The sequence below is a fragment of the Corynebacterium sp. c8Ua_99 genome, from assembly GCF_039907185.1.
GTDB lineage: Bacteria > Actinomycetota > Actinomycetes > Mycobacteriales > Mycobacteriaceae > Corynebacterium > Corynebacterium jeikeium_D.
Genome location: NZ_JASBOG010000001.1, coordinates 222,946 through 242,428, shown reverse-complemented (window position 1 = coordinate 242,428; position 19,483 = coordinate 222,946). Strand labels below are relative to the sequence as shown.

Below are 19,483 nucleotides of genomic sequence, written 5' to 3'. Positions count from 1 at the left end.
CTCATGGCTGAAATCACCGCTGAACTGGTTGCCGTTGAGCGACCGCTCTGGAAGGGCAAGGCCACCTTGGTCTCTGCCCAGACCACCGAGGGTGAGATCGGCGTGCTGCCCGGACACCAGCCGTTGCTTGGCCAGCTGGTCAACAACGGCACGGTGACCATCAAGACCGCAGACGGCAAGGTTCTTGTCGCTTCGGTACAGGGTGGGTTCATTTCCGTGTCTACCTCGAAGGTTTCGATCCTCGCGGATAAGGCAATCTGGGCTGACGAGGTTAACCTCTCCGAGGCCGAGTCCAACCTGACTTCGGATGACCCTGCAGTAAAGGCACAGGCTGAGTCGGAGGTCCGCGCGGCTCGTCGCGCTTCCACCAACTAGTCTTTTCGCCTGAACATCCGGTCGCACGACCGTATTCTTCCTGCTTCTTTAAACGGGGCGGGGAGCTCGCAAGAGAAATCTTGCCAGCTTCCCGCCCCGTTTTTCTTAGTTATTTTTCATGTCAGTGCAACAATCGGGTAGGGTTTGTAAAAAGCCTCTAAAGCGCTTTTGAACCAAGGTTCGTCGTCTATTCACCCGGATGCGAGGCTGGCAGATAGTGTTTTCAAGCGTAACCATGATGTCAATCATGTTCATGATTATCGGTGCGATGTTGATCGTCGGCGGGGTCCTTGCCCTGTGGCGTTTCGCCAGCCTGCATGCAAAAGGTACTCCTGTTATTGCTCGTCGCCTTCCTGCAGGTGATGGCAGTCATTGGCGCCATGGTGTCATTGTTTATTCAGAGTCGACGTTGAAGATGTACAAGCTACGTTCGCTGCGTCCTGGCTGTGATGCCGAATTTGCCCGTCACGATGTCACTATTGTGGATCGCCGAGATCCGACTGACATCGAGGCGGGTTTTTTCGCGCCCGGGCTTCGGGTAGTCAGGATTAAAACGGGGAAAAATACCGAATGGGAGTTTGCCGTGGACTCGTCCTCGGACACTGCGCTGGTGGCGTGGGTGGAGTCGAAGCCGTCGTCACGCCAGACTCGTGAGTTTCCTACAGATATTGAGCGACGCTTCCGTTCGGCTTATAACCGTGGCCGGGGAAGTCAGTACTAGTCTCTTACGACAGGCTATTGCTAAGGCTCTAGTGGGTATTGTTTTCTCCCGCGCGGCAGTCACGTTAGGGTAGGGGAATGCGCCTTGTGATTGCTGAATGCACTGTTGACTATGTCGGTCGCTTGAATGCCCATCTGCCTCATGCCCCGCGCTTGCTGTTGGTGAAAGCAGATGGGTCAGTTTCTGTGCATGCCGACGACCGTGCATATAAGCCTCTGAACTGGATGACACCGCCGTGCACGCTGACGGAGAAGGATATTCTCGACGAGTCGGGGGAAGACACTGGTGAAAAGCTCTGGGTCGTTGAGAATAAGAAGGGCGAGCAACTTCGTATCACTATCGGCAAGGTGCTGGCTGATAGCACGTACGAACTGGGAGAGGACCCTGGCCTGGAGAAGGACGGGGTAGAAGCGCATCTACAGGAACTCCTTGCAGATCAGTTCACAACGTTTGGCGAGGGCTACACCCTGATTAGGCGCGAATACCCAACCCCGATCGGACCGGTGGATCTGCTTGGCCGCGATGAAAACGGCGCCACCGTTGCAGTCGAGGTTAAGCGTCGGGGCGGTATCGATGGTGTTGAGCAGCTAACCCGTTACTTGGAGATGCTGAACCGCGATGAGCTGCTGGCACCGGTGGAAGGGATTTTTGCTGCCCAGGAGATTAAGCCACAGGCCAAGACTCTGGCAGAGGATCGTGGGATTCGCTGTGTGACCGTGGATTACGACGCCCTGCGTGGCCTGGAGTCCAATGAATTGCGGTTGTTCTAGCCATGCCTAGGCGAAACCACAAGCGGCGCGGTAATCAACGAGGTAATCAACGCGGCGGGCGTAATAACCACGGCCATAATCGCGGCAGCCTGCCCGCATTTGGCAGTACTTTCCAAAACACTCGCACTGAATCTGGGCCTGCCGGTTGGCAGGACGTGGACTTTGCGGTGCGTAACATCAGCGCTGGCCAGTCGAACAAGGTTTATCGCTGTCCGGGGTGCGACCAGGAAATCATGCCCGGGACCTCGCACATCGTGGCATGGCCGCAGGACTATGGTGCAGGCGCCGATGACCGGCGCCATTGGCACACCAACTGCTGGCGCAATAGAGCTCACCGCACTATCACGCGCCGCTGGGGATAGATTTACTTAGCCGGCTCAACGAGCTCCAGCAGGACGCCACCGGCATCCTTCGGGTGGATGAAGTTGATGCGCGAGCCTGCGGTGCCGATCTTCGGCTCCGGGTACAGCACGCGGGTGCCCTGCTCCTTCAGGTGCGCCATCAGCGCCTCCAGATCAGTGACGCGAACTGCGTACTGCTGGATTCCTGGCCCCTTCTTGTCCAGGTACTTTGCAATCGTGGACTGGTCATTCAACGGCGCGAGAATCTGAACCAGAGTGCCACCTTCAACCTTGTCGGCCGGGCCGACCATGGCCTCGTGGACGCCCTGCTCTTCATTGACTTCATCGTGGTAGTTGATGAAACCAAGGTTCGCGCGGTACCACTCAATAGCGGCATCAAAATCCGGGACTGCGACGCCGACGTGATCGACAGCGACTACGTACTTATGGGGAACGGGAATCTGTGTCTCACTCATAGTTTCCAGGGTACTCGCTATTATCGGCGCCATGATTGTCGCATTTTCTGTTGCCCCCACTTTCTCCGATCCTGAGCAGGGAATGGCTGAGGCCGTTGCTGAAGCCGTGCGTGTTGTGCGCGAATCTGGCCTGCCCAACGAGACCAATGCCATGTTCACCCTTGTTGAAGGCGAATGGGATGAGGTGATGGATGTCATTAAGCGAGCCACGGAAGCAGTCAGCCGTGTCAGTCCGCGCACTTCTCTGGTCATCAAGGCGGACATTCGTAACGGATATACCGGGCAGCTGCGTGCGAAAGTGGATGCGGTCGAGGATGTGCTAAAAGCCACCGACTAGTCTCTTGTTCGGATTGGACACGTAGGCTCTACATAGGTCTTCACATAGGCTTTACGACGACACTGGAGAGGAACCCCTTTGACGATGCCAGCTGGACATGGTCACGCACATGGCCATTCTCATGGTCACTCGCATGGAGCACACGGTCACCGCGAGTGCTCGACTCCGCCGCCACCACCCGGCACGGTTGATTTGGAGCAGCTCCACCAGCGCGCCGAAGCCGAACGTAAGCGCCGAGAGGAGATCGAGCGGGCAACCAGTGATCAGGGAAATGGGCTTCCTCCTGTAGTTGAGATTGTCCCGCAGACCCTTGAGGCAGAAGTCGTTCTGCGCTCGGAGCAGGTCCCGGTTATTGTCTTGATCGGCATGGCTGGAGCAGCTGATTCGTTGCGTCTTCGGGCTGAGCTAGAAGGCATGGCCCGTGAGGCTAATTTGAACTGGATCCTGGCGTGGGCAGATGCTGAGGAGCATCCGCAGCTGGCCCAGGCATTCGGTGTGCAGGCAGTGCCGACAGTCACGGCTGTGGCTATGGGCAGTCCCATTGGCATGTTTGTCGGCGAGAAAACCAGGGATTGGCTGGAGCAGTGGCTGGCGCAGGTTATGGAGGCCACTCGGGGTCGTCTCAAGGGGTTGCCGGCGGGAACTCGTATGGCTGGGGAGGGCAGCGGGCCGGAGGCTCCGGAGCCGACTGACTTCTTCGGCAATCCCGTACCCACCGATGACCCGCGTTTGGAGCAGGCTGAAGAGTTGCTCGAGGAGGGCGATTTCGACGGAGCGTTGGAGCTGTATGACGCTATGCTGCAGTCCGAGCCCGCAAATCAGGGGCTGAAGCGCGCTCACGCGAATGTGTCCTTCTTCGCCCGCGCTGCCAAAATCGATCGCAGCGCAGATCCAATTGCAAAGGCCGACGCTGCGCCGAAGGACGTCGCGCTCGCCCTCGATGCCGCGGATGTCACGATGCTTGTCGACGATCCAGCGAAGGCGCTCGATCGTTTGTTGAAGTTGCTCCCGCAGGTGTTTGGCGATGACCGTGAGGCCATCAAGTCGCGTCTACTAGAGCTGCTTGTGCTATTCGATACCGCAGATCCAGTGGCATTGGATGCACGCCGGAGGATGGCTAGCGCACTGTACTAGGAGTACTGGACTAGGGGCACTGTACTAGGAGCCTGGAAAGCGCTCAGGCTCCTAGCTTGAAGCGTCGGTGTATGGCCAGTCATCCGGAGCCATGAAGTAGTAGACGCTGCCCATTACAGCGGCCATAAACGCCATTAGCAACAGGAAAAGTGTTGCTTTCATTGCCACATGACGCTCCGCATACCAGGCGTAAAAGGCGTCCAATTTTGCTGCCAACCAGATGTTCAGGCGACGTGTCGGCGGATGCACCAACGAGAGAATTCCCAGTGCAACAAAGATGCAGAGCCATCCGGGAGCAGGAGTTGGCAAAATGATAATGCCAACAATGAGCAATACGAAGCCTGCGACGAGAAGAACCGGGGAGAGTACCGGCCCATACCAGGTGTTGCGCATATGGGCATGGCGAATCTGCATGCGGTCCATCAAGCGATGTACCTTTTCCTTCATTGCGATTCACTTCCTCCGATTTTCGGTGCCGTGCGCTATTTCTAGCAGCGGTCTCGGACGAGGCATCGTTGAAGCATTAAGCATCAAATGTGCAGCTCAACTGCCTGGGTGCACCGTTGGACATTGATTCTTTTAATCATGTCTATATTTAATCCATTGTTGCACAAAAGCTGCGCCCCAGTGCAACGAGATTTTTCGGAAGGTGGTAATCTTCCAACAGTTCTCAGTGGTTTACAGCAGTTACCACTGCATCTCATCCACCTGTTCACCTCAGACAGTTCATACTGCGCTAGGTGCCTTTGGTCTTCAGTTTTCTGCAGCCAGGAGTTTTGCATGCGACTTCGCCCCAAAGCCCTTCGCGCTACTTCCGCCTCGGTCATTGTTGCGCTTTCGGCCTCGACTCTGTTGGCGGGGTGCACCATCGATGTCCCAAGCACCACCGGGTCCAAGGCCACCACTGCTACCACAAAACCTAATGCTCCAGATAACGGTTGGGATGCTTCCGAGGAAGTCACCTGGTCTGATGCACAGGACGTCCTCGATACTGCGGCTAAGAATTTCTCCGACAACTATGGCATTGATTTAGGTGTCTATTTGCGTGTCATTGACGGTCCATACAAAGGGCTCACGGCGTCGGTAGGCGAGGATACGAAGGAGTACTCCGCATCGACCATCAAGGCTCCGTTAGTGGTTACTGCGCTGAAGAAATTCGGCGATGACCTAGACAAGACGGTGACGGTCGATTGGGACAATGGTGTTGGCGGAAGCGTGATTGGCCCTGGCCAATACACGCTCGACGGGCTGTTGCAGTACGTGATGCGGTATTCGGACAACACCGCGGCGAATGGGTTGATTGACGCTGTCGGTGGTTTCGACGAGGTCAACAAAACCATCAAGGAAGCCGGTGTTGATGACAAGCGCTACCACCTGGGCAACAAGTTCAACATCCCCAATCCCAGCGGTGATCGGTCCTGGTTTACTCCCTCTCAAGCTGCGCTGTTCATGGCACGTCTCCAGGAAGTGGCCGATGGCACCTCAAAGCACAACTTCATTACCAAGGACACGGCACAAACTGCATTGACCTACCTCACTTACGGTGGTTCGCAGAAGTTTGTGATGTACGTCGGCTCCGCAGTCCAGAAGACCGGTGACACTGCCGAGGGCGTTAATGACCACGGTATTTTGTACACCGCAGCCGGACCCATCGCTTACGCCATTACGACGCGCTTTGATGAGGTGCCGCTCAATGAGCTTACCGACGGACTGCTCGGCCAGCTGGGTTCCCAAATAGCCCCGCTTCTGCCGGATTACAATCGCCTTGGTAAGGATGGCAAGCCACTGACTGCCAAGCAGGCTGCGACGTGGAGCGCGGATGAGGATGGCGACGGCATTCCGGATCGTATCGGAACCGACAGCATGGATGGATCCGCGTACACCGATGATTCAGATTCTGCGAATTACAACGAATCTTTGGAACCTGACTGGTTCAATCCGTTCCGAGGATAAAACCTGGATACGCTCCCTAAAACAAAATTGCCCGTGAGTCAGGTTTTCAGGCCGAAACTCAGATCACTGAAAACCGTGCAGCACGGGCAATTCCTATGAGATTGTCTTTTGTTTGGCTTGATTCGGTACTAGCCCTGCCACTTCAGCCAAATGGCGGTGTTGGCCGGCAGCACCAAATCAATCGAGTGAGCCTGGCCGTTCCAACCGTGCTCAACCGCGGTCACAGTACCGTTTTCACCGTAGCCGGAGCCCTCGTAACGCGATGCGTTTGTGTTCAGAATCTCCGTCCATTGGCCACCGCGCGGTACGCCAATCTTGTAGATTTCCTGCGTGGTTCCCGACAGGTTATAGACACAGGCGACGACCGATCCATCGGTGCCGTAACGGACAAAGGACACAACATTGTTTGTGGAATCATCCGCGTTAATCCACTGGAAGCCCTCTGGGCGGTCATCCTGGGTGTAGAACGCCGGGTTTTCCTTGTAGATGGCGTTGATGTCCTTAACCAGCAGCTGAATGCCGCGGTGGAATTCGCCGCTCCAACCTTCGAGGTTGTCCCAAGCCACGGACTCATCGTGGTTCCACTCGTGGTTCTGGCCAAGATCCTGACCTTGAAATAGAAGTTGCTTGCCCGGGTGTGCCCACATGAAGGTCAGGAAAGTACGTAGGCCTGCGGCCTTATCCCAATCGCCGCCCGGCATGCGCTCCCACAGCGAGCCCTTGCCGTGCACGACCTCATCGTGGCTAATCGGCAGAATAAACTCTTCCGAGTAGGCGTAGACCATAGCGAAGGTGAGCTCATGGTGGTGGTAGGAGCGGTAAATCGGCTCCTTGCTGAAGTACTCCAGCGTGTCATTCATCCAGCCCATGTTCCACTTCATAGAGAAGCCCAAGCCACCGTGTTCGGTAGGTGCGGTCACCCCCGGCCAAGAAGTGGATTCTTCGGCCACGGTGAGGAAGCCCGGGTTGTGCTTGTGTACAGTGGCGTTGAATTCCTGCAGGAACTGAACAGCATCGAGGTTTTCACGGCCACCGTACTGGTTTGGCAGCCACTCGCCTTCATTGCGGGAGTAGTCCAGGTACAGCATGGAAGCCACTGCGTCGACGCGCAGACCGTCGATGTGGAACTCTTCTGCCCAGTACAGTGCGTTGGCGTAGAGGAAGTTGCGTACCTCGTTGCGGCCGAAGTCGAAAACGTAGGTGCCCCAGTCGCGCTGCTCGCCGCGGCGCCAGTCCGGGTGCTCGTAGCAAGCCGTGCCATCGAAGCGGGCAAGTGCGAACTCGTCCTTCGGGAAGTGCCCCGGAACCCAGTCCATGATGACACCGATGCCAGCGGCGTGGAAGGCATCAACTAGACCGCGGAACTGATCTGGGGTGCCGAAGCGGCTGGTCGGAGCGTAGTAGCCGGAAACCTGATAACCCCAGGAACCGGTGAACGGGTGCTCACATACTGGCATGAACTCCACATGGGTGTAGCCCATGTCGACCACGTAACGCACCAGCTTCTCCGCCATAACCTCGTAGCTCAGGCCCTGCTTCCAGGAACCCAAGTGGACCTCGTAGATAGAGATGGGCTCTTCGGTCCAGTCTGTGTTGGCGCGCTTTTCCATCCACGCTTGGTCGCTCCAGGCGTAGTCGGAGGTCGCAACAATCGACCCGGTAGCCGGTGGGAGCTCAGCAGCACGCGCCATCGGGTCGGCCTTATCGCGACGCTGTCCCTCCGGTGTCGTGATCGCGAACTTGTAGACTTCGCCCTCACCCACACCCGGGATGAACAGCTCCCAGATACCTGCGCCACCCATAGAGCGCATTGGGTACTGCGCGCCGTTCCACATACAGAAGTCACCGACCACGGCGACGCCGCGTGCGTTCGGAGCCCAGACCGTAAACGAGGTGCCTTCGACCGTACCCAGCTCTGTGTCGTAACTGCGAAGGTGAGCACCGAGAACCTTCCACAGTTCCTCATGACGTCCCTCGCCGATTAGGTGTAGGTCACCAGCGCCGATAGTGGGGAGGAAACGGTAGCCGTCGGCACGCTCTACGGTCTCGCCGGAGTCCCACGTAATGCGCAGACGGTAGTCGAAGTCATCGCCGCCGGGGACGAGGGCGGTGAAGAAACCGTCGCCCAGGTTCTCCGCTTCAAACTCGCCGCGCGTGCTGACGACAGTAACTGCCTGTGCGCCGAAGACCCTCGTGCGAATAACCGTGTCACCGTCCACGACGTGTGCGCCGTAGATGCTGTGCGGATCGTGATGGGTGCAGTAGCGCAGGCGATCCATATCGCCGGAATCAATTGCGAGGCGGGGATCTGTGTGGGCTCCCATGGAAGGTCCTTCCGAAGCGTTTCTAGGTAGGTGAATGTGAAGTTGTTGAGTTCAGTTCTAAAGAAATAGAGGGAGGTAGGGGACAGTGGGCTGCTAACTCACCCGCCAGCCTAACGACGAATCGTTGCGACAGTGGTCAGGTCAGCGGCCCACTAACCCCGAAAGTTCCCAGCAAGCGTTCTAGCCCTCGTAGTCGGGGACGTCGCGCCAAGCCAACTTGTGGCGGAGCTTGACGTCGATTTCCGGCAGCTTGATGATGTGCGCGACGTTTTCCCACGGTGCCAGGCGGACGTAGTTGTCCTTGCCCCAGTTGAACTGGTTGCCGGTAATCAGGTCAGTGACATCCATGCGGTCGTGGTTGCGGAGCCCAATGCGATCCATGTCGAGGTGCACGGTAGCTTCCTGGGCATTCCACGGATCGAGGTTGAGAACAACGAGGATGGCATCGCCGGTGACCGGATCGAGCTTCGAGTAAGCCAGCAGGTTGTCATTGTCGATGTCGTGGAAGTGCAGGTTGCGCAGCTGCTGCAGAGCCGGGTGCTCGCGGCGAATCTTGTTCAGCGTGGCAATGAACGGCTCCAGCGAGGTGCCGGTGGCCAGTGCCTGGTCGTAATCGCGGCTGCGGAGCTGGTACTTCTCGCTGTCGAGGTACTCCTCGGAGCCCTCCTTGACCGGAACGTTTTCAAACAGCTCGAAGCCGGAGTACATGCCCCACAGCGGAGATAGGGTTGAAGCCAGCGCGGCGCGGATGGCGAAGGCGCCACGGCCGCCCTTGACCAGGAAGTCATGCAGAATATCTGGGGTATTGACCCATAGGGATGGGCGAGCGATGTCCGCATGGCGGGTAATCTCCTCGCCGAATTCGGTCAGCTCTTCCTTCGTAGTCTTCCACGGGAAGTAGATGTAGGACTGAGTGAAGCCAGCCTTGGCCAGGCCGTAGAGGCGGGCCGGGGCGGTGAAGGCCTCGGCGAGGAAGATGACCTCCGGGTTGGTTTCGTGGACGGTTTCAATCAGCCATTCCCAGAAGTTGCCCGGCTTGGTGTGGGGGTTATCCACGCGGAAGACCTTGACTCCACGCTTGACCCAAAACTTCACTACACGCAGAACCTCTGCGTACAGGCCCTTGGCATCGTTGTCGAAATTCAGCGGGTAGATGTCCTGGTACTTCTTCGGCGGATTCTCGGCGTAGGCAATGGTGCCGTCCGGCAGCACGGTGAACCACTCCGGGTGAGCCTTAGCCCAGGGGTGGTCCGGTGCACACTGGAGCGCTAGGTCGATAGCGACCTCGAGGTTGCGCTCCTTAGCAGCCTTAATGAATTCCTTGAAGTCCTTCTCGTCACCGAGGCTCGGGTGGATGGCGTCGTGGCCACCTTCTGCGGAGCCGATAGCCCACGGAGATCCAACATCGCTCGGTTCCGGGGTCAGGGTGTTGTTGCGACCCTTGCGATTGATTTCACCGATTGGGTGAATCGGGGGCAGATAGACCGTGTCGAAGCCCATGCGCTGAGCGCGATCAAGCTGTGCAACCGCAGTCTTGAATGTGCCGTGCAGCAGCTCGCCATTTTCGCCGTAACCACCGTTGGAACGAGGGAAGAACTCATACCAAGAGGAGTACAGGGCTTCGCGGCGGTCAACCTTGATCTTGCGGGTCTTTCCGCGGGTCAAAAGGTCGCGCACCGGGTGCGCCTGCAAAATGGCGCGGGTCTCGTCGGAAAGCGCGGCTGCAATGCGGGCGCGAAGATCGCCGTCGCCGCGCAGACCTGCGGCGATGGAGCGTAGGTGGTTGCGGTGGATAGCAGCGGCACCAGCGGCGGCGCGGTCGAAGAGAGCGGCGCCAATTTCTAGATCATTAGCGAGTTCAGCTTCGCTCTGACCTGCCTCGAACTTCTTGGTGATAGCGTTGCGCCACGTTGCCATCGGGTCGGACCAGGCATCAATGCGAATGGTCCACAGCCCGGGAACATCTGGGACGAAGGTGGCATTGACCTGATTTGGATCATGGTCAGAAAAGTGCATTGGAATGCGCTGTGAGCGGGACGCAAAAGCTGATTCCTTCGGCCCCTTGACGTTGAGCGTGGCGTTCATCGCGTCGTGGCCTTCTCGCCAAATGACGGCGAACGTTGGGACGACTTCACCCACTACGGCCTTCGATGGAGTTGCACCACCGTTGATTTGAGGACGGATGTCATCAATACCGATTCGACCAGTCATAAAAGACGTTCTCCTAATTGTCGGCGAGCTAGGTGAAAATCGAAGCAAAACCATCTCGAGTGAACTCGATTTGCTCTCTACCGAGGATAGATGAGAATGTCCAAGCGCACATTTGGGCAAAGTTAGGGCACCATGGATGTGTGGCTGAATTGGAAGAAGACTTTAACGAAGATTTGCTACTCGACTTTCGCGACGTAAACCTCATCCGTGGTGGCCGTACGCTGGTCGGGCCGGTGGATTGGCAAGTAGAACTTGACGAGCGCTGGGTCATCATGGGGCCGAACGGCGCAGGCAAGACTTCTTTAATGCGCATTGCTGCAGCGGAGGAGTTCCCGTCTTCAGGGGTGGCTCATGTGATGGGCGAGCAGATTGGGCGCACCGACATGCGTGATCTGCGCACCATGATTGGTTTGACATCATCGTCGATTGCTCACCGCATTCCCAATGATGAAAAGGTCGCGGACCTTGTTATTTCCGCCAGTTACTCCGTCCTGGGGCGCTGGCGTGAGACCTATGAAGAGATGGATTTCGAACAGCTCTCCGAGATTCTCGAGCGCATGGGTGCTGAGCATCTTGCAGACCGCACCTGGGGCACTCTCAGTGAGGGAGAGCGCAAGCGCGTACTCATCGCACGAGCCATGATGGTCAACCCCGAATTGCTGCTTCTCGACGAGCCGGGAGCCGGACTCGACCTCGGCGGTCGCGAGGACCTCGTCGGTTACTTAGGCGAACTCGCACTCGACCCGGATGCGCCGGCGATGGTGATGATTACGCACCACCCGGAAGAAATTCCGTACGGCTTCACCCATGCGATGCTCCTCGACGAAGGCAATGTCATCGCACAGGGGCTTATTGACGACGTCCTGACCAGTGAGAACCTGACCAAGGCTTTCCACCAGGAAATCGTCGTCGATCGCATCGATGATCGCTACTTTGCGCGCCGGGCACGGCCTGCTGGAAAGCACCGGAAGAAGTAGACGCTCATGGCGGTTCCGACACCTGAAACCCCGAATACACCCGCGTCGCCGAAACTGGCTGCGACTGTGTTGCTGCTCCGCGACACCCACTGCGGGCTCGAGGTCTACGTTCAAGAACGCGTATCCTCAATGCGTTTTGCGGCCAACATGACCGTGTTCCCCGGCGGTGGAGTAGACCGGCGTGATTTCCCCGCTGTCGCGAATGAGGGCATGGCCGTGACCGAGCCGTCGGAAGCCGACCCCGAGTCGCGGATCGCGCAGGCTTTTAACGTCGACCGCGTGCGGGCGCACGCGCTCACCTGCGCGGCCGTGCGTGAGACCTTTGAGGAAACAGGCACTCTGTTGGTTCGCGATGCTGGCGGTGAGATTGTCGCAGATGCCCACCGCTTCCACCGTCAGCGACGACAGTTGGAAGCCCACGAGTTGTCATTGACGGATTTTCTTAGCAATGAAAATCTGGCGCTCGATGCCGAACTCGTCAGTCCTTGGGCTAACTGGGTGACACCCGAATCCAACCCCATTCGTTACGACACCTATTTCTTCCTCGCCGCGCTTCCCGACGGTCAAAGAGCCGACGGTGACACCTCTGAGGCATCATCTTCAGGTTGGTTCCGACCGACTACGATTTTGGATGGATGGCGCCGTGGGCTACTTGGCCTCATGCCTCCGACCTGGGCGCAACTGACTCGCTTGGACGGTGTCAGTACTGTGGCGGAGGCTCTCGAGGCGGCCAGAAACACTCCGGTGCGACGCACCAGTAGTGACTTCCTCGGGGAACCTTTTATGGATGAGTACTTTGCCGTTGCCACCCACATGGGGCATTTGCGCAAAGGTATGAACCGTTAGCCGACTACTCAACCCCCGTTAACCGGCTGATCCCTAGTTGGAAGGAGATAACGAGTGTCCCTGTCCGCTGCAGAGGTGGCCGCTGTTGCTGCTCACCCGGAGTGGCTAGATGAGGCCGACCAGCTCGCGCTCACTAAAAAGTCTCTGATTGCAGACTCCGCGCATCTACGCCAACACTGTGGCGAGTTTGGTCGCGCGGTCATTGAAGTCGCGGCAGCTCGGCGTTCTGCGGTCAGCAAACTGCCAGGGGACTGGATCTTCTCTTCCGAAGCAGCGCAACAGGCCACGCCCTTTGTCGTCGCGCTGGCTCGCGCTCGTAGGCTTGCGCATCTCGGTGTCGAATCAGTGGCCGATGTGACCTGCTCCATTGGTACTGAGGTGGCAGCAATTGACCACGAGGGCCTGACCGTTGTCGGGTCTGATCTCGACCTTGCGCGGCTGGCCATGGCGCGGCATAACGTCGGCAAGAACATTTTCGCGCAGGCCGATGCTTTGCAACCGACCTTTGACGCACCCGTCATTGTCGCTGACCCTGCACGCCGCTCCGGTGGTCGCAGGATCACCAACCCGGAGGACTTGCTCCCATCGCTGCCGGCGCTCATAGCCGCCTGGCCCGACAAAGAACTAGCTATCAAATGTGCGCCGGGCCTCGACTTCAGCGAGTGGAGCGGGGAAGTGGCTGTCACTTCGGTGGACGGTGCGGTCAAGGAGGCATGTCTATATACGCCGGGGTTGGCCGGAGTTACCGATGGGCAATCCGTAACGCGATCGGCGATGGTTATCCGGACCGTCGATAAGCACAGGCCGTTAGAGTTGTCGGCGGTGGACGTGCAGACCTACGACGACACCATGCCTGACGACGTCGATGTGCGCGCTGCCGGTCGGTACATCATTGATCCGGATGGGGCGATTGTGCGCGCCGGGCTGGTGCGGCATTTTGCGGCGGCGCATGGGCTGTGGCAGCTCGATGAGCGGATTGCGCACGTCAGTGGCGATGTTTTGCCGCAGGGGATTGCCGGGTTCGAAGTTATTGAGCAAGTGGGGTTGAAGCAGGTTCGCAAGGCACTGGCAGCGTTGGATTGCGGATCGGTGGAAATTCTCGTGCGCGGCGTAGACGTCAACCCCGACGCGTTGCGCAAGCAGTGGAAACTTAAGGGCTCCAGGGCATTGGCGGTGGTGGTCACGCGCATCGGAAGGAGCGCGACGGCGTTTATCTGTCAGCCCCGGGAGATCGGTTAAGGACCGCTTTACGACGGAAAACTGGTGGGGGTAGCCCGTTGGGGATCGGTGTTTGCTGTTGGCGAATACTGCGGAGACAGCTGCAGTTGATTGCGTACTATTAACGTCTGACATGCGGAAATAGCATGTTGGCGGGCGGGCTGTGCTCGTGGTGTAGAAAAAAATTTAAAAAAATAACGACATTGTTATCTGGATCACCTTCGCATTGGCGACAGGTTCTGTTATCTTCAACACAGACGACCTAGAGCGTGGCCTGGTTCACTTTATTGTGAGGCGGCTTGCGAAGTAAGGTCAGATAAACGTTCACCAGTAATCAACCAGTAAGGACGACAGAAAAATGCCGAACATCGTGGTTCTGGTCAAGCAGGTTCCGGACACCTGGTCCGAGCGTAAGCTCACCGATGACAAGTTTGTCCTCGATCGTGAGTCTGCAGACGCAGTTCTCGACGAAATTAATGAGAACGCTGTTGAGGCTGCCCTGCAGCTGAAGGAAGAGCACGGCGGAAACGTTACCGTCGCAACTGTTGGCCCGGATCGTGCCATCGAGGCACTGCGCAAGGCTCTGTCCATGGGTGCAGACGACGCCGTCATTCTTTCGGACGACGCACTTGAAGGTTCCGACGCTGTTCAGACCGCATGGGCTCTGTCCAACGTCATCGACACTCTCGAGGATGTTGACCTCATCGTCACCGGCAATGCCTCCACTGACGGTGGCACCGGCTCCGTCCCGGCTATCCTCGGTGTCTACCGCGACCTGCCGGTTCTGACTCACCTGCGCTCTGTCGCTATCGAAGGTGACTCCATCACCGGTGAGCGTGAGGTCGAAGACGGTATCTACCAGCTCAAGGCATCCCTGCCGGCAGTCGTCTCCGTCACTGAGAAGGCTAATAGCCCGCGCTTCGCATCCTTCAAGGGCATCATGGCCGCTAAGAAGAAGCCGGTCACCGAGCTGACTCTGGACGATGTTGCTGCTGAGGCAGAGCAGGTTGGTCTCGAAAACGCTGCTACCGGTGTCACTGGCTCCACTCCGAAGCCGGCTAAGACCGCTGGTGAGCGCATTAACGATGAGGGAGACGGCGGCGCCAAGCTGGCCGAGTACCTCAAGGCCCAGAAGTTCATCTAAGGCGCTTGACGCGAATAGAAGACAAATAGAGATACAAGTAGGAGAAAGATCACTATGACCGACGTCCTCGTTCTCGTCGAGCACGCAAATGGCGAGCTGAAGAACACCACCGCTGAACTGCTGACCGCTGCTTCCGCATTCGGCACCCCGGCCGCAGTTGTCGTGGGTACCCCGGGTACCGCTGCTGGCTTCGCAGACACCCTGGCCTCCTACGGCGCTGGCGAGATTCTCGCTGCTGAGTCCGACGATGCCGACAAGTACCTGATCACCCCTGAGGTTGACGTTCTCGTCGGCCTGGCCTCCGAGCGTGAGGTTCCGGTGCTGGTTTCCGCTTCCGCAACCGGCAAGGAAATCGCTGGCCGCGTCGCTGCGCTGACCGGTTCCGGTCTGCTGTCCGACGTTGTTGCTATCAACGATGACGCTTCCGTTAAGTACTCCATCTTCGGTGGCGAGTACATCGTTGACGGTGTCGGCTACGGCGCATCCCCGGTCTACGCTCTGCGTCCGGGCTCCGTTGACCCGGAGGAGAAGTCCGGTTCCGCTGACGTTACCGAGATTGCATTCCCAGAGATCGGCAACAACGCTGTCGAGATCGTTTCCTTTGCGCCGGCTGAGGGCGGCGACCGTCCGGAGCTGACCGAGGCTAAGCTGGTTGTTTCCGGTGGCCGCGGTGTCGCATCCGAGGATGGCTTCAAGAACGTTGTTGAGCCGCTGGCAGACGTTCTCGGCGCAGCTGTTGGTGCTTCCCGTGCTGCTGTTGACGCTGGCTACTACCCGGGTCAGTTCCAGGTTGGCCAGACCGGTAAGACCGTTTCCCCGGACCTCTACGTTGCTCTGGGTATTTCCGGTGCTATCCAGCACAAGGCAGGTATGCAGACCTCCAAGACCATCGTTGTGGTCAACAAGGACGAAGAGGCTCCGCTGTTCGAGATTGCTGACTTCGGTGTCGTCGGTGACCTGTTCGACGTTGTCCCGCAGGCTATCGAGAACCTGAAGTAATACGCACTTGCCTTAAGGCTGCTAGTTGCGTAAGGCTGCTGGCCGAGAGTCAACTCGGCTAGCAACTACCCGCTCGGGGTGGGCACAGATTTCCTGTCTGTTCCCGCTCCGAGCATTTTTTTGGTCCTACTCATCTGTTCGTGCAGACAGTGAGGTTTAACTATGGCGGATAGTGAGCATAAGGCGCACGCAGCGTTATACTGCCTGCATGCTTAATGACCACATCGTTGCCGCTCCGGACGAGAAGAGTGAAATGAAGTCTGCTGCGAAGACCCGTCACTTTGTGGATCATGCCGCGACTACACCATTGCGCCCAGAAGCGCGCACGGCAATGGTCGAGAACCTAGGTCTGGCCAACCCCTCGGGGCAGTACGCCACCGCACGCATTGCGAAAAAGGTTCTGGAAGAGTCCCGAGAAGAAATTGCAGAGCTGCTCGGTGCCGATCCCATCGAGGTAGTTTTTACTTCCGGTGGAACTGAGGCCGACAATCTAGCGATTTCAGGCCTGTACTTCAAGGCCTCTGGCTCGGACATTGTGGTTCCACCAATCGAGCACGATGCAGTGTTGAAGACATGTCACCATCTGGAAAAGGAACACTGGGCCAAGATTGTTGAGGCTCCTGTAGGTGCTGATGGTCGCGTTGACATGGTGCAGTTCCCGGAGATTAGTCGGCAGAACACCGCGCTGGTGACGTGCATGTGGGCGAACAATGAGACCGGCACCATCCAGCCGGTGGAGGAGATTGCCAAGCGGGCGAAGGAGGCTCGCGTGCCTTTCCATATCGATGCTGTGCAGGCAGCCGGACATCTGCCAATTGATTTCCACGCAAGTGGCGCCACTACAATGGCCATCTCCGCGCACAAGTTCGGCGGTCCCCGTGGGATTGGGGCGCTGCTTGTTCGTCGTGAAGCGAAACTTACCCCGCATAACAACGGCGGCGGGCAGGAACGCGGACTGCGTTCGGGCACGCAGGACGTGGCGTCGGCGGCGGGCATGGCGGCAGGACTGCGCGCGGCGGTGGACGCGATGGCGACGGACAATGAACGAATCCGCGGTCTGACGCAGCAGCTCATCAGGGCAATCGTGCACATCGACGGTGCGATTATCCACACCAGCGAGCTCGCTTTGCCGGGGCACGTCTACGCTAGCTTCCCGGGCGCGGAGGCCGATAGTTTGATTATGCTGTTCGATGCGGCGGGAATTGACTGCTCTACGGGATCGGCATGTAGCGCGGGCGTTAACCGTCCCTCGCACGTGCTGATGGCGATGGGCGTTTCGGAGCCGGAAGCGCGGTCGTCGATTCGTTTTACGCTGGGGTACACCTCGACGCAGGCGGATGCCGACGCCGTCATTTCGGCGCTGCCGGAAACGGTCGAGCGGGCGCGGCGTGCGGGCATGGCTTAGTTTTTGCCCCGTGGTGGTACGGTGACACGTGCACAAAATCTAGAGGGGAAAGGTTGCAACGCAATGCGAGTTCTTGCAGCAATGAGCGGTGGTGTGGATTCTTCCGTGGCTGCGGCGCGTGCATTGGCCGCAGGTCACGAGGTCGTCGGCGTGCACTTGGCGCTGTCGAAAGATCCGCAGTCCGTTCGCGCTGGATCCCGCGGCTGCTGTTCGCTAGAGGACTCCGGCGATGCCCGCCGCGTCTGCGATGAGCTGGGCATTCCTTTCTACGTCTGGGATTTCTCCGAGCGCTTCAAGGAAGAGGTCATGGATGACTTCTACGACTCCTACGAGCGCGGCGAGACGCCGAACCCATGCCTGCGCTGCAATGAACGCATCAAGTTCGCCGCTCTACTAGAGCGCGGCATCGCGCTCGGCTTCGACGCTGTGGTCACGGGGCACTACGCTTTGCTTGGCGACGACGGCCTGTTGCGCCGCGGCCGCGATGCGAAGAAGGACCAGTCCTATGTCCTGGGCGTGCTGGATCGCGAGCAGCTGCAGCGCTCGATGTTCCCGGTAGGAAACACCGAGAAGCCAGAGATTCGTGAAGAAGCCCGCGGGATGGGACTAGGCACTGCCAACAAGCCGGACTCTTACGACATCTGCTTCATCCCGGATGGCAATACCAAGGCGTTCCTGGGCGCGAAGATTGGCCGTCGCCCGGGCACCATTGTGGATAAGGAAACTGGCGACACCGTCGCTGAGCACGACGGTGTCTACGGTTTCACCATTGGTCAGCGCAAGGGGATTGGCCTGGCGGGGCCGATGCCGGATGGCAAGCCGCGCTATGTCACCGGCATTGATGCAGAGACCGGCACGGTGACAATCGGCACGGCTGCGGACTTGAATGTCAACGTGCTCGAGGCCGACCGTGCCATCTGGCTGGCCAACCCGGATGAGGTACTCGCTGCCTCGGAGGCCGGCAAGCTGCAGGTGCAGGTGCGTGCGCACGGTCGCCCCATCGACTGCCGCATTGAAGTGCTGGCAGGACCTGACGATGACGTCACCGGACGCGGTGGCGCCTTCCGGCTGCACCTGAGCGATCCGCTTCGTGGTGTCGCGCCTGGTCAGGCCGCTGTTTTGTACCACACTGACACTGCGGGCGACTACGTGCTCGGTTCTGGCACGATTGTCTCGACCGCCCGTGAAGAGGACTTGTCGTGACCTCATTTGTCGGCCTTGGCCCGATGCCGGGCCGCAATCCACACGAGGCGGCAGAGATTGTCATTGGCGAATGTCTGGAAGGTCACGTCACGCTACCGACGTTGCCCGCCCGTGGGCTCGGCGCCGATGCCGTGGGGCGCACGGCCGCCCTCATGGCTGACCTCGTCGTGGATAGGGGAGCGCGCTCCTGGAAAGTCGCCGACAGTCGTGGTCGCGCGAGTGCCTTGGCCACTGATTATCTCCACCGCGACATCGACGCGTGCGAGGAAGCGTGGGGACGCACCCCGCAGAAGATTCGCCTGACCTCTCTCGGCCCATGGACGATGGCGACTTCGGTGGAAAATGCCGCAGGCCATCTCATCGCCGTTGACCGCGGCGCCGTGAAGTACTTCGCGCAGTCGCTGGCCGCGGGATTGGCTTCCCGCATCGTCGATGTCCGTCAGCGTTTCGACAGCGACATCGAGGTACTTCTGGCAGAACCCGCACTCGGCGCAGTCGCACAGGGCAAAATCAAGGCTCCGTCCATGCTGATGGGCAACGCGGGTTATCTCCCCGCCCAGGGGCACCGCGAGATCGCGGAGATCTTCCTCGAAGTCACGGGGCCGCTGCGTGACGACGAAATCGAAGTGACCATCGCGCTGTCGAGCCCCGATGGCCTGGCTGTTCAGGCCTTGGCGGATTCCGGTGCGGCCGGAGTGTGGCTACCTCGCAAAGAACTGACCACCACGCAGCAACTGGATTTTGCGGCTGCCGTGGTCGGTGCCGATATGTCCCTGGAGCTGGGTATTGTGCCAGTGACGGTCACGGAGCGAGAAGAGCACACGGGCGTCCCGGTGGCGACACCGGCTCGAGCACTCGCTGAGCAAGCAGCGCTGTTCTGGGATGAGCTGGGCTATTCGCGCCTACAGATTGCTGAGAGCCTGAATCTGGCGCCGATGGGCGGCTTTGCTGCCAGCTCCAATGAAGAAGCACAGGCGCAACTCGGCGCAGGCCGCAATGCCACGGGGCTTCTTCGTCGGGCAGCCGGTGACTTGGCTCGCGACGAATAG

At 58.7% G+C, this 19,483-nt stretch carries 19 protein-coding genes; 15 read left to right on the top strand and 4 right to left on the bottom strand.

Annotated features, from left to right (window positions below):
• The first annotated feature begins 3 nt into the window (after positions 1–3).
• From QKE19_RS01075 to QKE19_RS01060, 4 genes are all read left to right on the top strand, one after another.
• On the top strand, positions 4–375 hold the full coding sequence (locus QKE19_RS01075) for a F0F1 ATP synthase subunit epsilon (protein WP_016422459.1): 372 nt from the start codon (positions 4–6) through the stop codon (positions 373–375).
• A gap of 217 nt (positions 376–592) precedes the next feature.
• The gene (locus tag QKE19_RS01070) at positions 593–1,096 is read left to right on the top strand and encodes a DUF2550 domain-containing protein (RefSeq protein ID WP_016422460.1); all 504 of its coding nucleotides are present in this window, start codon (positions 593–595) and stop codon (positions 1,094–1,096) included.
• 77 nt (positions 1,097–1,173) lie between these two features.
• Positions 1,174–1,866, top strand: a complete 693-nt coding sequence (gene nucS, locus QKE19_RS01065) for an endonuclease NucS (protein ID WP_005509457.1) — start codon at positions 1,174–1,176, stop codon at positions 1,864–1,866.
• A 2-nt stretch (positions 1,867–1,868) separates the two neighbouring features.
• Positions 1,869–2,228 carry a hypothetical protein gene (locus QKE19_RS01060; protein WP_083229177.1) on the top strand — a complete coding sequence of 120 codons (360 nt, stop codon included), beginning with the start codon at positions 1,869–1,871 and terminating at the stop codon, positions 2,226–2,228.
• A gap of 2 nt (positions 2,229–2,230) precedes the next feature.
• Here the strand turns inward: QKE19_RS01060 and mce are convergent, their stop codons facing one another.
• A complete protein-coding gene (gene mce, locus QKE19_RS01055) occupies positions 2,231–2,683 on the bottom strand; it encodes a methylmalonyl-CoA epimerase (RefSeq protein WP_005509354.1) in 453 nt (150 codons plus the stop codon).
• Positions 2,684–2,714: 31 nt separating this feature from the next.
• On the opposite strand from mce, the gene QKE19_RS01050 reads away from it, so the two are divergent.
• Together QKE19_RS01050 and QKE19_RS01045 are read left to right on the top strand one after the other, a co-directional pair.
• A complete protein-coding gene (locus QKE19_RS01050; protein WP_016422461.1) occupies positions 2,715–3,020 on the top strand; it encodes a thiamine-binding protein in 306 nt (101 codons plus the stop codon).
• A gap of 84 nt (positions 3,021–3,104) precedes the next feature.
• Entirely contained in the window at positions 3,105–4,154 is a 1,050-nt protein-coding gene (locus QKE19_RS01045; protein ID WP_070595727.1) for a tetratricopeptide repeat protein, read from the top strand.
• A 51-nt stretch (positions 4,155–4,205) separates the two neighbouring features.
• Here QKE19_RS01045 and QKE19_RS01040 read toward each other — a convergent pair whose 3' ends face one another.
• The gene (locus tag QKE19_RS01040) at positions 4,206–4,601 is read right to left on the bottom strand and encodes a TIGR02611 family protein (RefSeq protein ID WP_016422463.1); all 396 of its coding nucleotides are present in this window, start codon (positions 4,599–4,601) and stop codon (positions 4,206–4,208) included.
• Between the two features lie 333 nt (positions 4,602–4,934).
• On the opposite strand from QKE19_RS01040, the gene QKE19_RS01035 reads away from it, so the two are divergent.
• Complete coding sequence (locus QKE19_RS01035) at positions 4,935–6,107, top strand: serine hydrolase (protein ID WP_347890135.1); 1,173 nt, start codon at positions 4,935–4,937, stop codon at positions 6,105–6,107.
• 128 nt (positions 6,108–6,235) lie between these two features.
• Here QKE19_RS01035 and glgB read toward each other — a convergent pair whose 3' ends face one another.
• Together glgB and QKE19_RS01025 are read right to left on the bottom strand one after the other, a co-directional pair.
• The gene (glgB, locus tag QKE19_RS01030; RefSeq protein WP_347890134.1) at positions 6,236–8,431 is read right to left on the bottom strand and encodes a 1,4-alpha-glucan branching protein GlgB; all 2,196 of its coding nucleotides are present in this window, start codon (positions 8,429–8,431) and stop codon (positions 6,236–6,238) included.
• 180 nt (positions 8,432–8,611) lie between these two features.
• Positions 8,612–10,642 (bottom strand): maltotransferase domain-containing protein, encoded by a 2,031-nt coding sequence (locus QKE19_RS01025; RefSeq protein WP_347890133.1) that lies wholly within the window; start codon positions 10,640–10,642, stop codon positions 8,612–8,614.
• Positions 10,643–10,782: 140 nt separating this feature from the next.
• Here QKE19_RS01025 and QKE19_RS01020 point away from each other — a divergent pair, with 140 nt between their 5' ends.
• The 8 genes from QKE19_RS01020 (at position 10,783) to QKE19_RS00985 (ending at position 19,483) form a co-directional block, all read left to right on the top strand.
• Positions 10,783–11,619 carry an ABC transporter ATP-binding protein gene (locus QKE19_RS01020; protein WP_048735276.1) on the top strand — a complete coding sequence of 279 codons (837 nt, stop codon included), beginning with the start codon at positions 10,783–10,785 and terminating at the stop codon, positions 11,617–11,619.
• Positions 11,620–11,625: 6 nt separating this feature from the next.
• Complete coding sequence (locus QKE19_RS01015; protein WP_070546741.1) at positions 11,626–12,465, top strand: NUDIX hydrolase; 840 nt, start codon at positions 11,626–11,628, stop codon at positions 12,463–12,465.
• A gap of 54 nt (positions 12,466–12,519) precedes the next feature.
• Positions 12,520–13,704 (top strand): SAM-dependent methyltransferase, encoded by a 1,185-nt coding sequence (locus QKE19_RS01010; protein ID WP_070605070.1) that lies wholly within the window; start codon positions 12,520–12,522, stop codon positions 13,702–13,704.
• Positions 13,705–14,041: 337 nt separating this feature from the next.
• On the top strand, positions 14,042–14,827 hold the full coding sequence (locus QKE19_RS01005) for an electron transfer flavoprotein subunit beta/FixA family protein (RefSeq protein WP_048735284.1): 786 nt from the start codon (positions 14,042–14,044) through the stop codon (positions 14,825–14,827).
• A gap of 54 nt (positions 14,828–14,881) precedes the next feature.
• Entirely contained in the window at positions 14,882–15,826 is a 945-nt protein-coding gene (locus QKE19_RS01000) for an electron transfer flavoprotein subunit alpha/FixB family protein (protein WP_016422471.1), read from the top strand.
• A 253-nt stretch (positions 15,827–16,079) separates the two neighbouring features.
• A complete protein-coding gene (locus QKE19_RS00995; protein ID WP_347890181.1) occupies positions 16,080–17,231 on the top strand; it encodes a cysteine desulfurase family protein in 1,152 nt (383 codons plus the stop codon).
• Between the two features lie 63 nt (positions 17,232–17,294).
• On the top strand, positions 17,295–18,434 hold the full coding sequence (gene mnmA / locus QKE19_RS00990; RefSeq protein ID WP_048735286.1) for a tRNA 2-thiouridine(34) synthase MnmA: 1,140 nt from the start codon (positions 17,295–17,297) through the stop codon (positions 18,432–18,434).
• Positions 18,431–19,483, top strand: coding sequence for a methionine synthase (locus QKE19_RS00985; protein WP_347890132.1), 1,053 nt, complete (start codon positions 18,431–18,433; stop codon positions 19,481–19,483). Before mnmA ends, QKE19_RS00985 begins: the two co-directional genes overlap by 4 nt.

Bases quoted from the DNA above. Each gene is read 5' to 3' on its own strand.
- QKE19_RS01035 (WP_347890135.1), top strand. From the start codon at position 4,935: ATGCGACTTCGCCCCAAAGCCCTTCGCGCTACTTCCGCCTCGGTCATT.
- glgB (WP_347890134.1), bottom strand. From the start codon at position 8,431: ATGGGAGCCCACACAGATCCCCGCCTCGCAATTGATTCCGGCGATATG.
- QKE19_RS01040 (WP_016422463.1), bottom strand. From the start codon at position 4,601: ATGAAGGAAAAGGTACATCGCTTGATGGACCGCATGCAGATTCGCCAT.
- QKE19_RS01075 (WP_016422459.1), top strand. From the start codon at position 4: ATGGCTGAAATCACCGCTGAACTGGTTGCCGTTGAGCGACCGCTCTGG.
- QKE19_RS01060 (WP_083229177.1), top strand. From the start codon at position 1,869: ATGCCTAGGCGAAACCACAAGCGGCGCGGTAATCAACGAGGTAATCAA.
- mnmA (WP_048735286.1), top strand. From the start codon at position 17,295: ATGCGAGTTCTTGCAGCAATGAGCGGTGGTGTGGATTCTTCCGTGGCT.
- QKE19_RS00995 (WP_347890181.1), top strand. From the start codon at position 16,080: ATGAAGTCTGCTGCGAAGACCCGTCACTTTGTGGATCATGCCGCGACT.
- QKE19_RS01025 (WP_347890133.1), bottom strand. From the start codon at position 10,642: ATGACTGGTCGAATCGGTATTGATGACATCCGTCCTCAAATCAACGGT.
- QKE19_RS01005 (WP_048735284.1), top strand. From the start codon at position 14,042: ATGCCGAACATCGTGGTTCTGGTCAAGCAGGTTCCGGACACCTGGTCC.
- mce (WP_005509354.1), bottom strand. From the start codon at position 2,683: ATGAGTGAGACACAGATTCCCGTTCCCCATAAGTACGTAGTCGCTGTC.
- QKE19_RS01015 (WP_070546741.1), top strand. From the start codon at position 11,626: ATGGCGGTTCCGACACCTGAAACCCCGAATACACCCGCGTCGCCGAAA.
- QKE19_RS01050 (WP_016422461.1), top strand. From the start codon at position 2,715: ATGATTGTCGCATTTTCTGTTGCCCCCACTTTCTCCGATCCTGAGCAG.
- QKE19_RS01000 (WP_016422471.1), top strand. From the start codon at position 14,882: ATGACCGACGTCCTCGTTCTCGTCGAGCACGCAAATGGCGAGCTGAAG.
- QKE19_RS01045 (WP_070595727.1), top strand. From the start codon at position 3,105: ATGCCAGCTGGACATGGTCACGCACATGGCCATTCTCATGGTCACTCG.
- nucS (WP_005509457.1), top strand. From the start codon at position 1,174: ATGCGCCTTGTGATTGCTGAATGCACTGTTGACTATGTCGGTCGCTTG.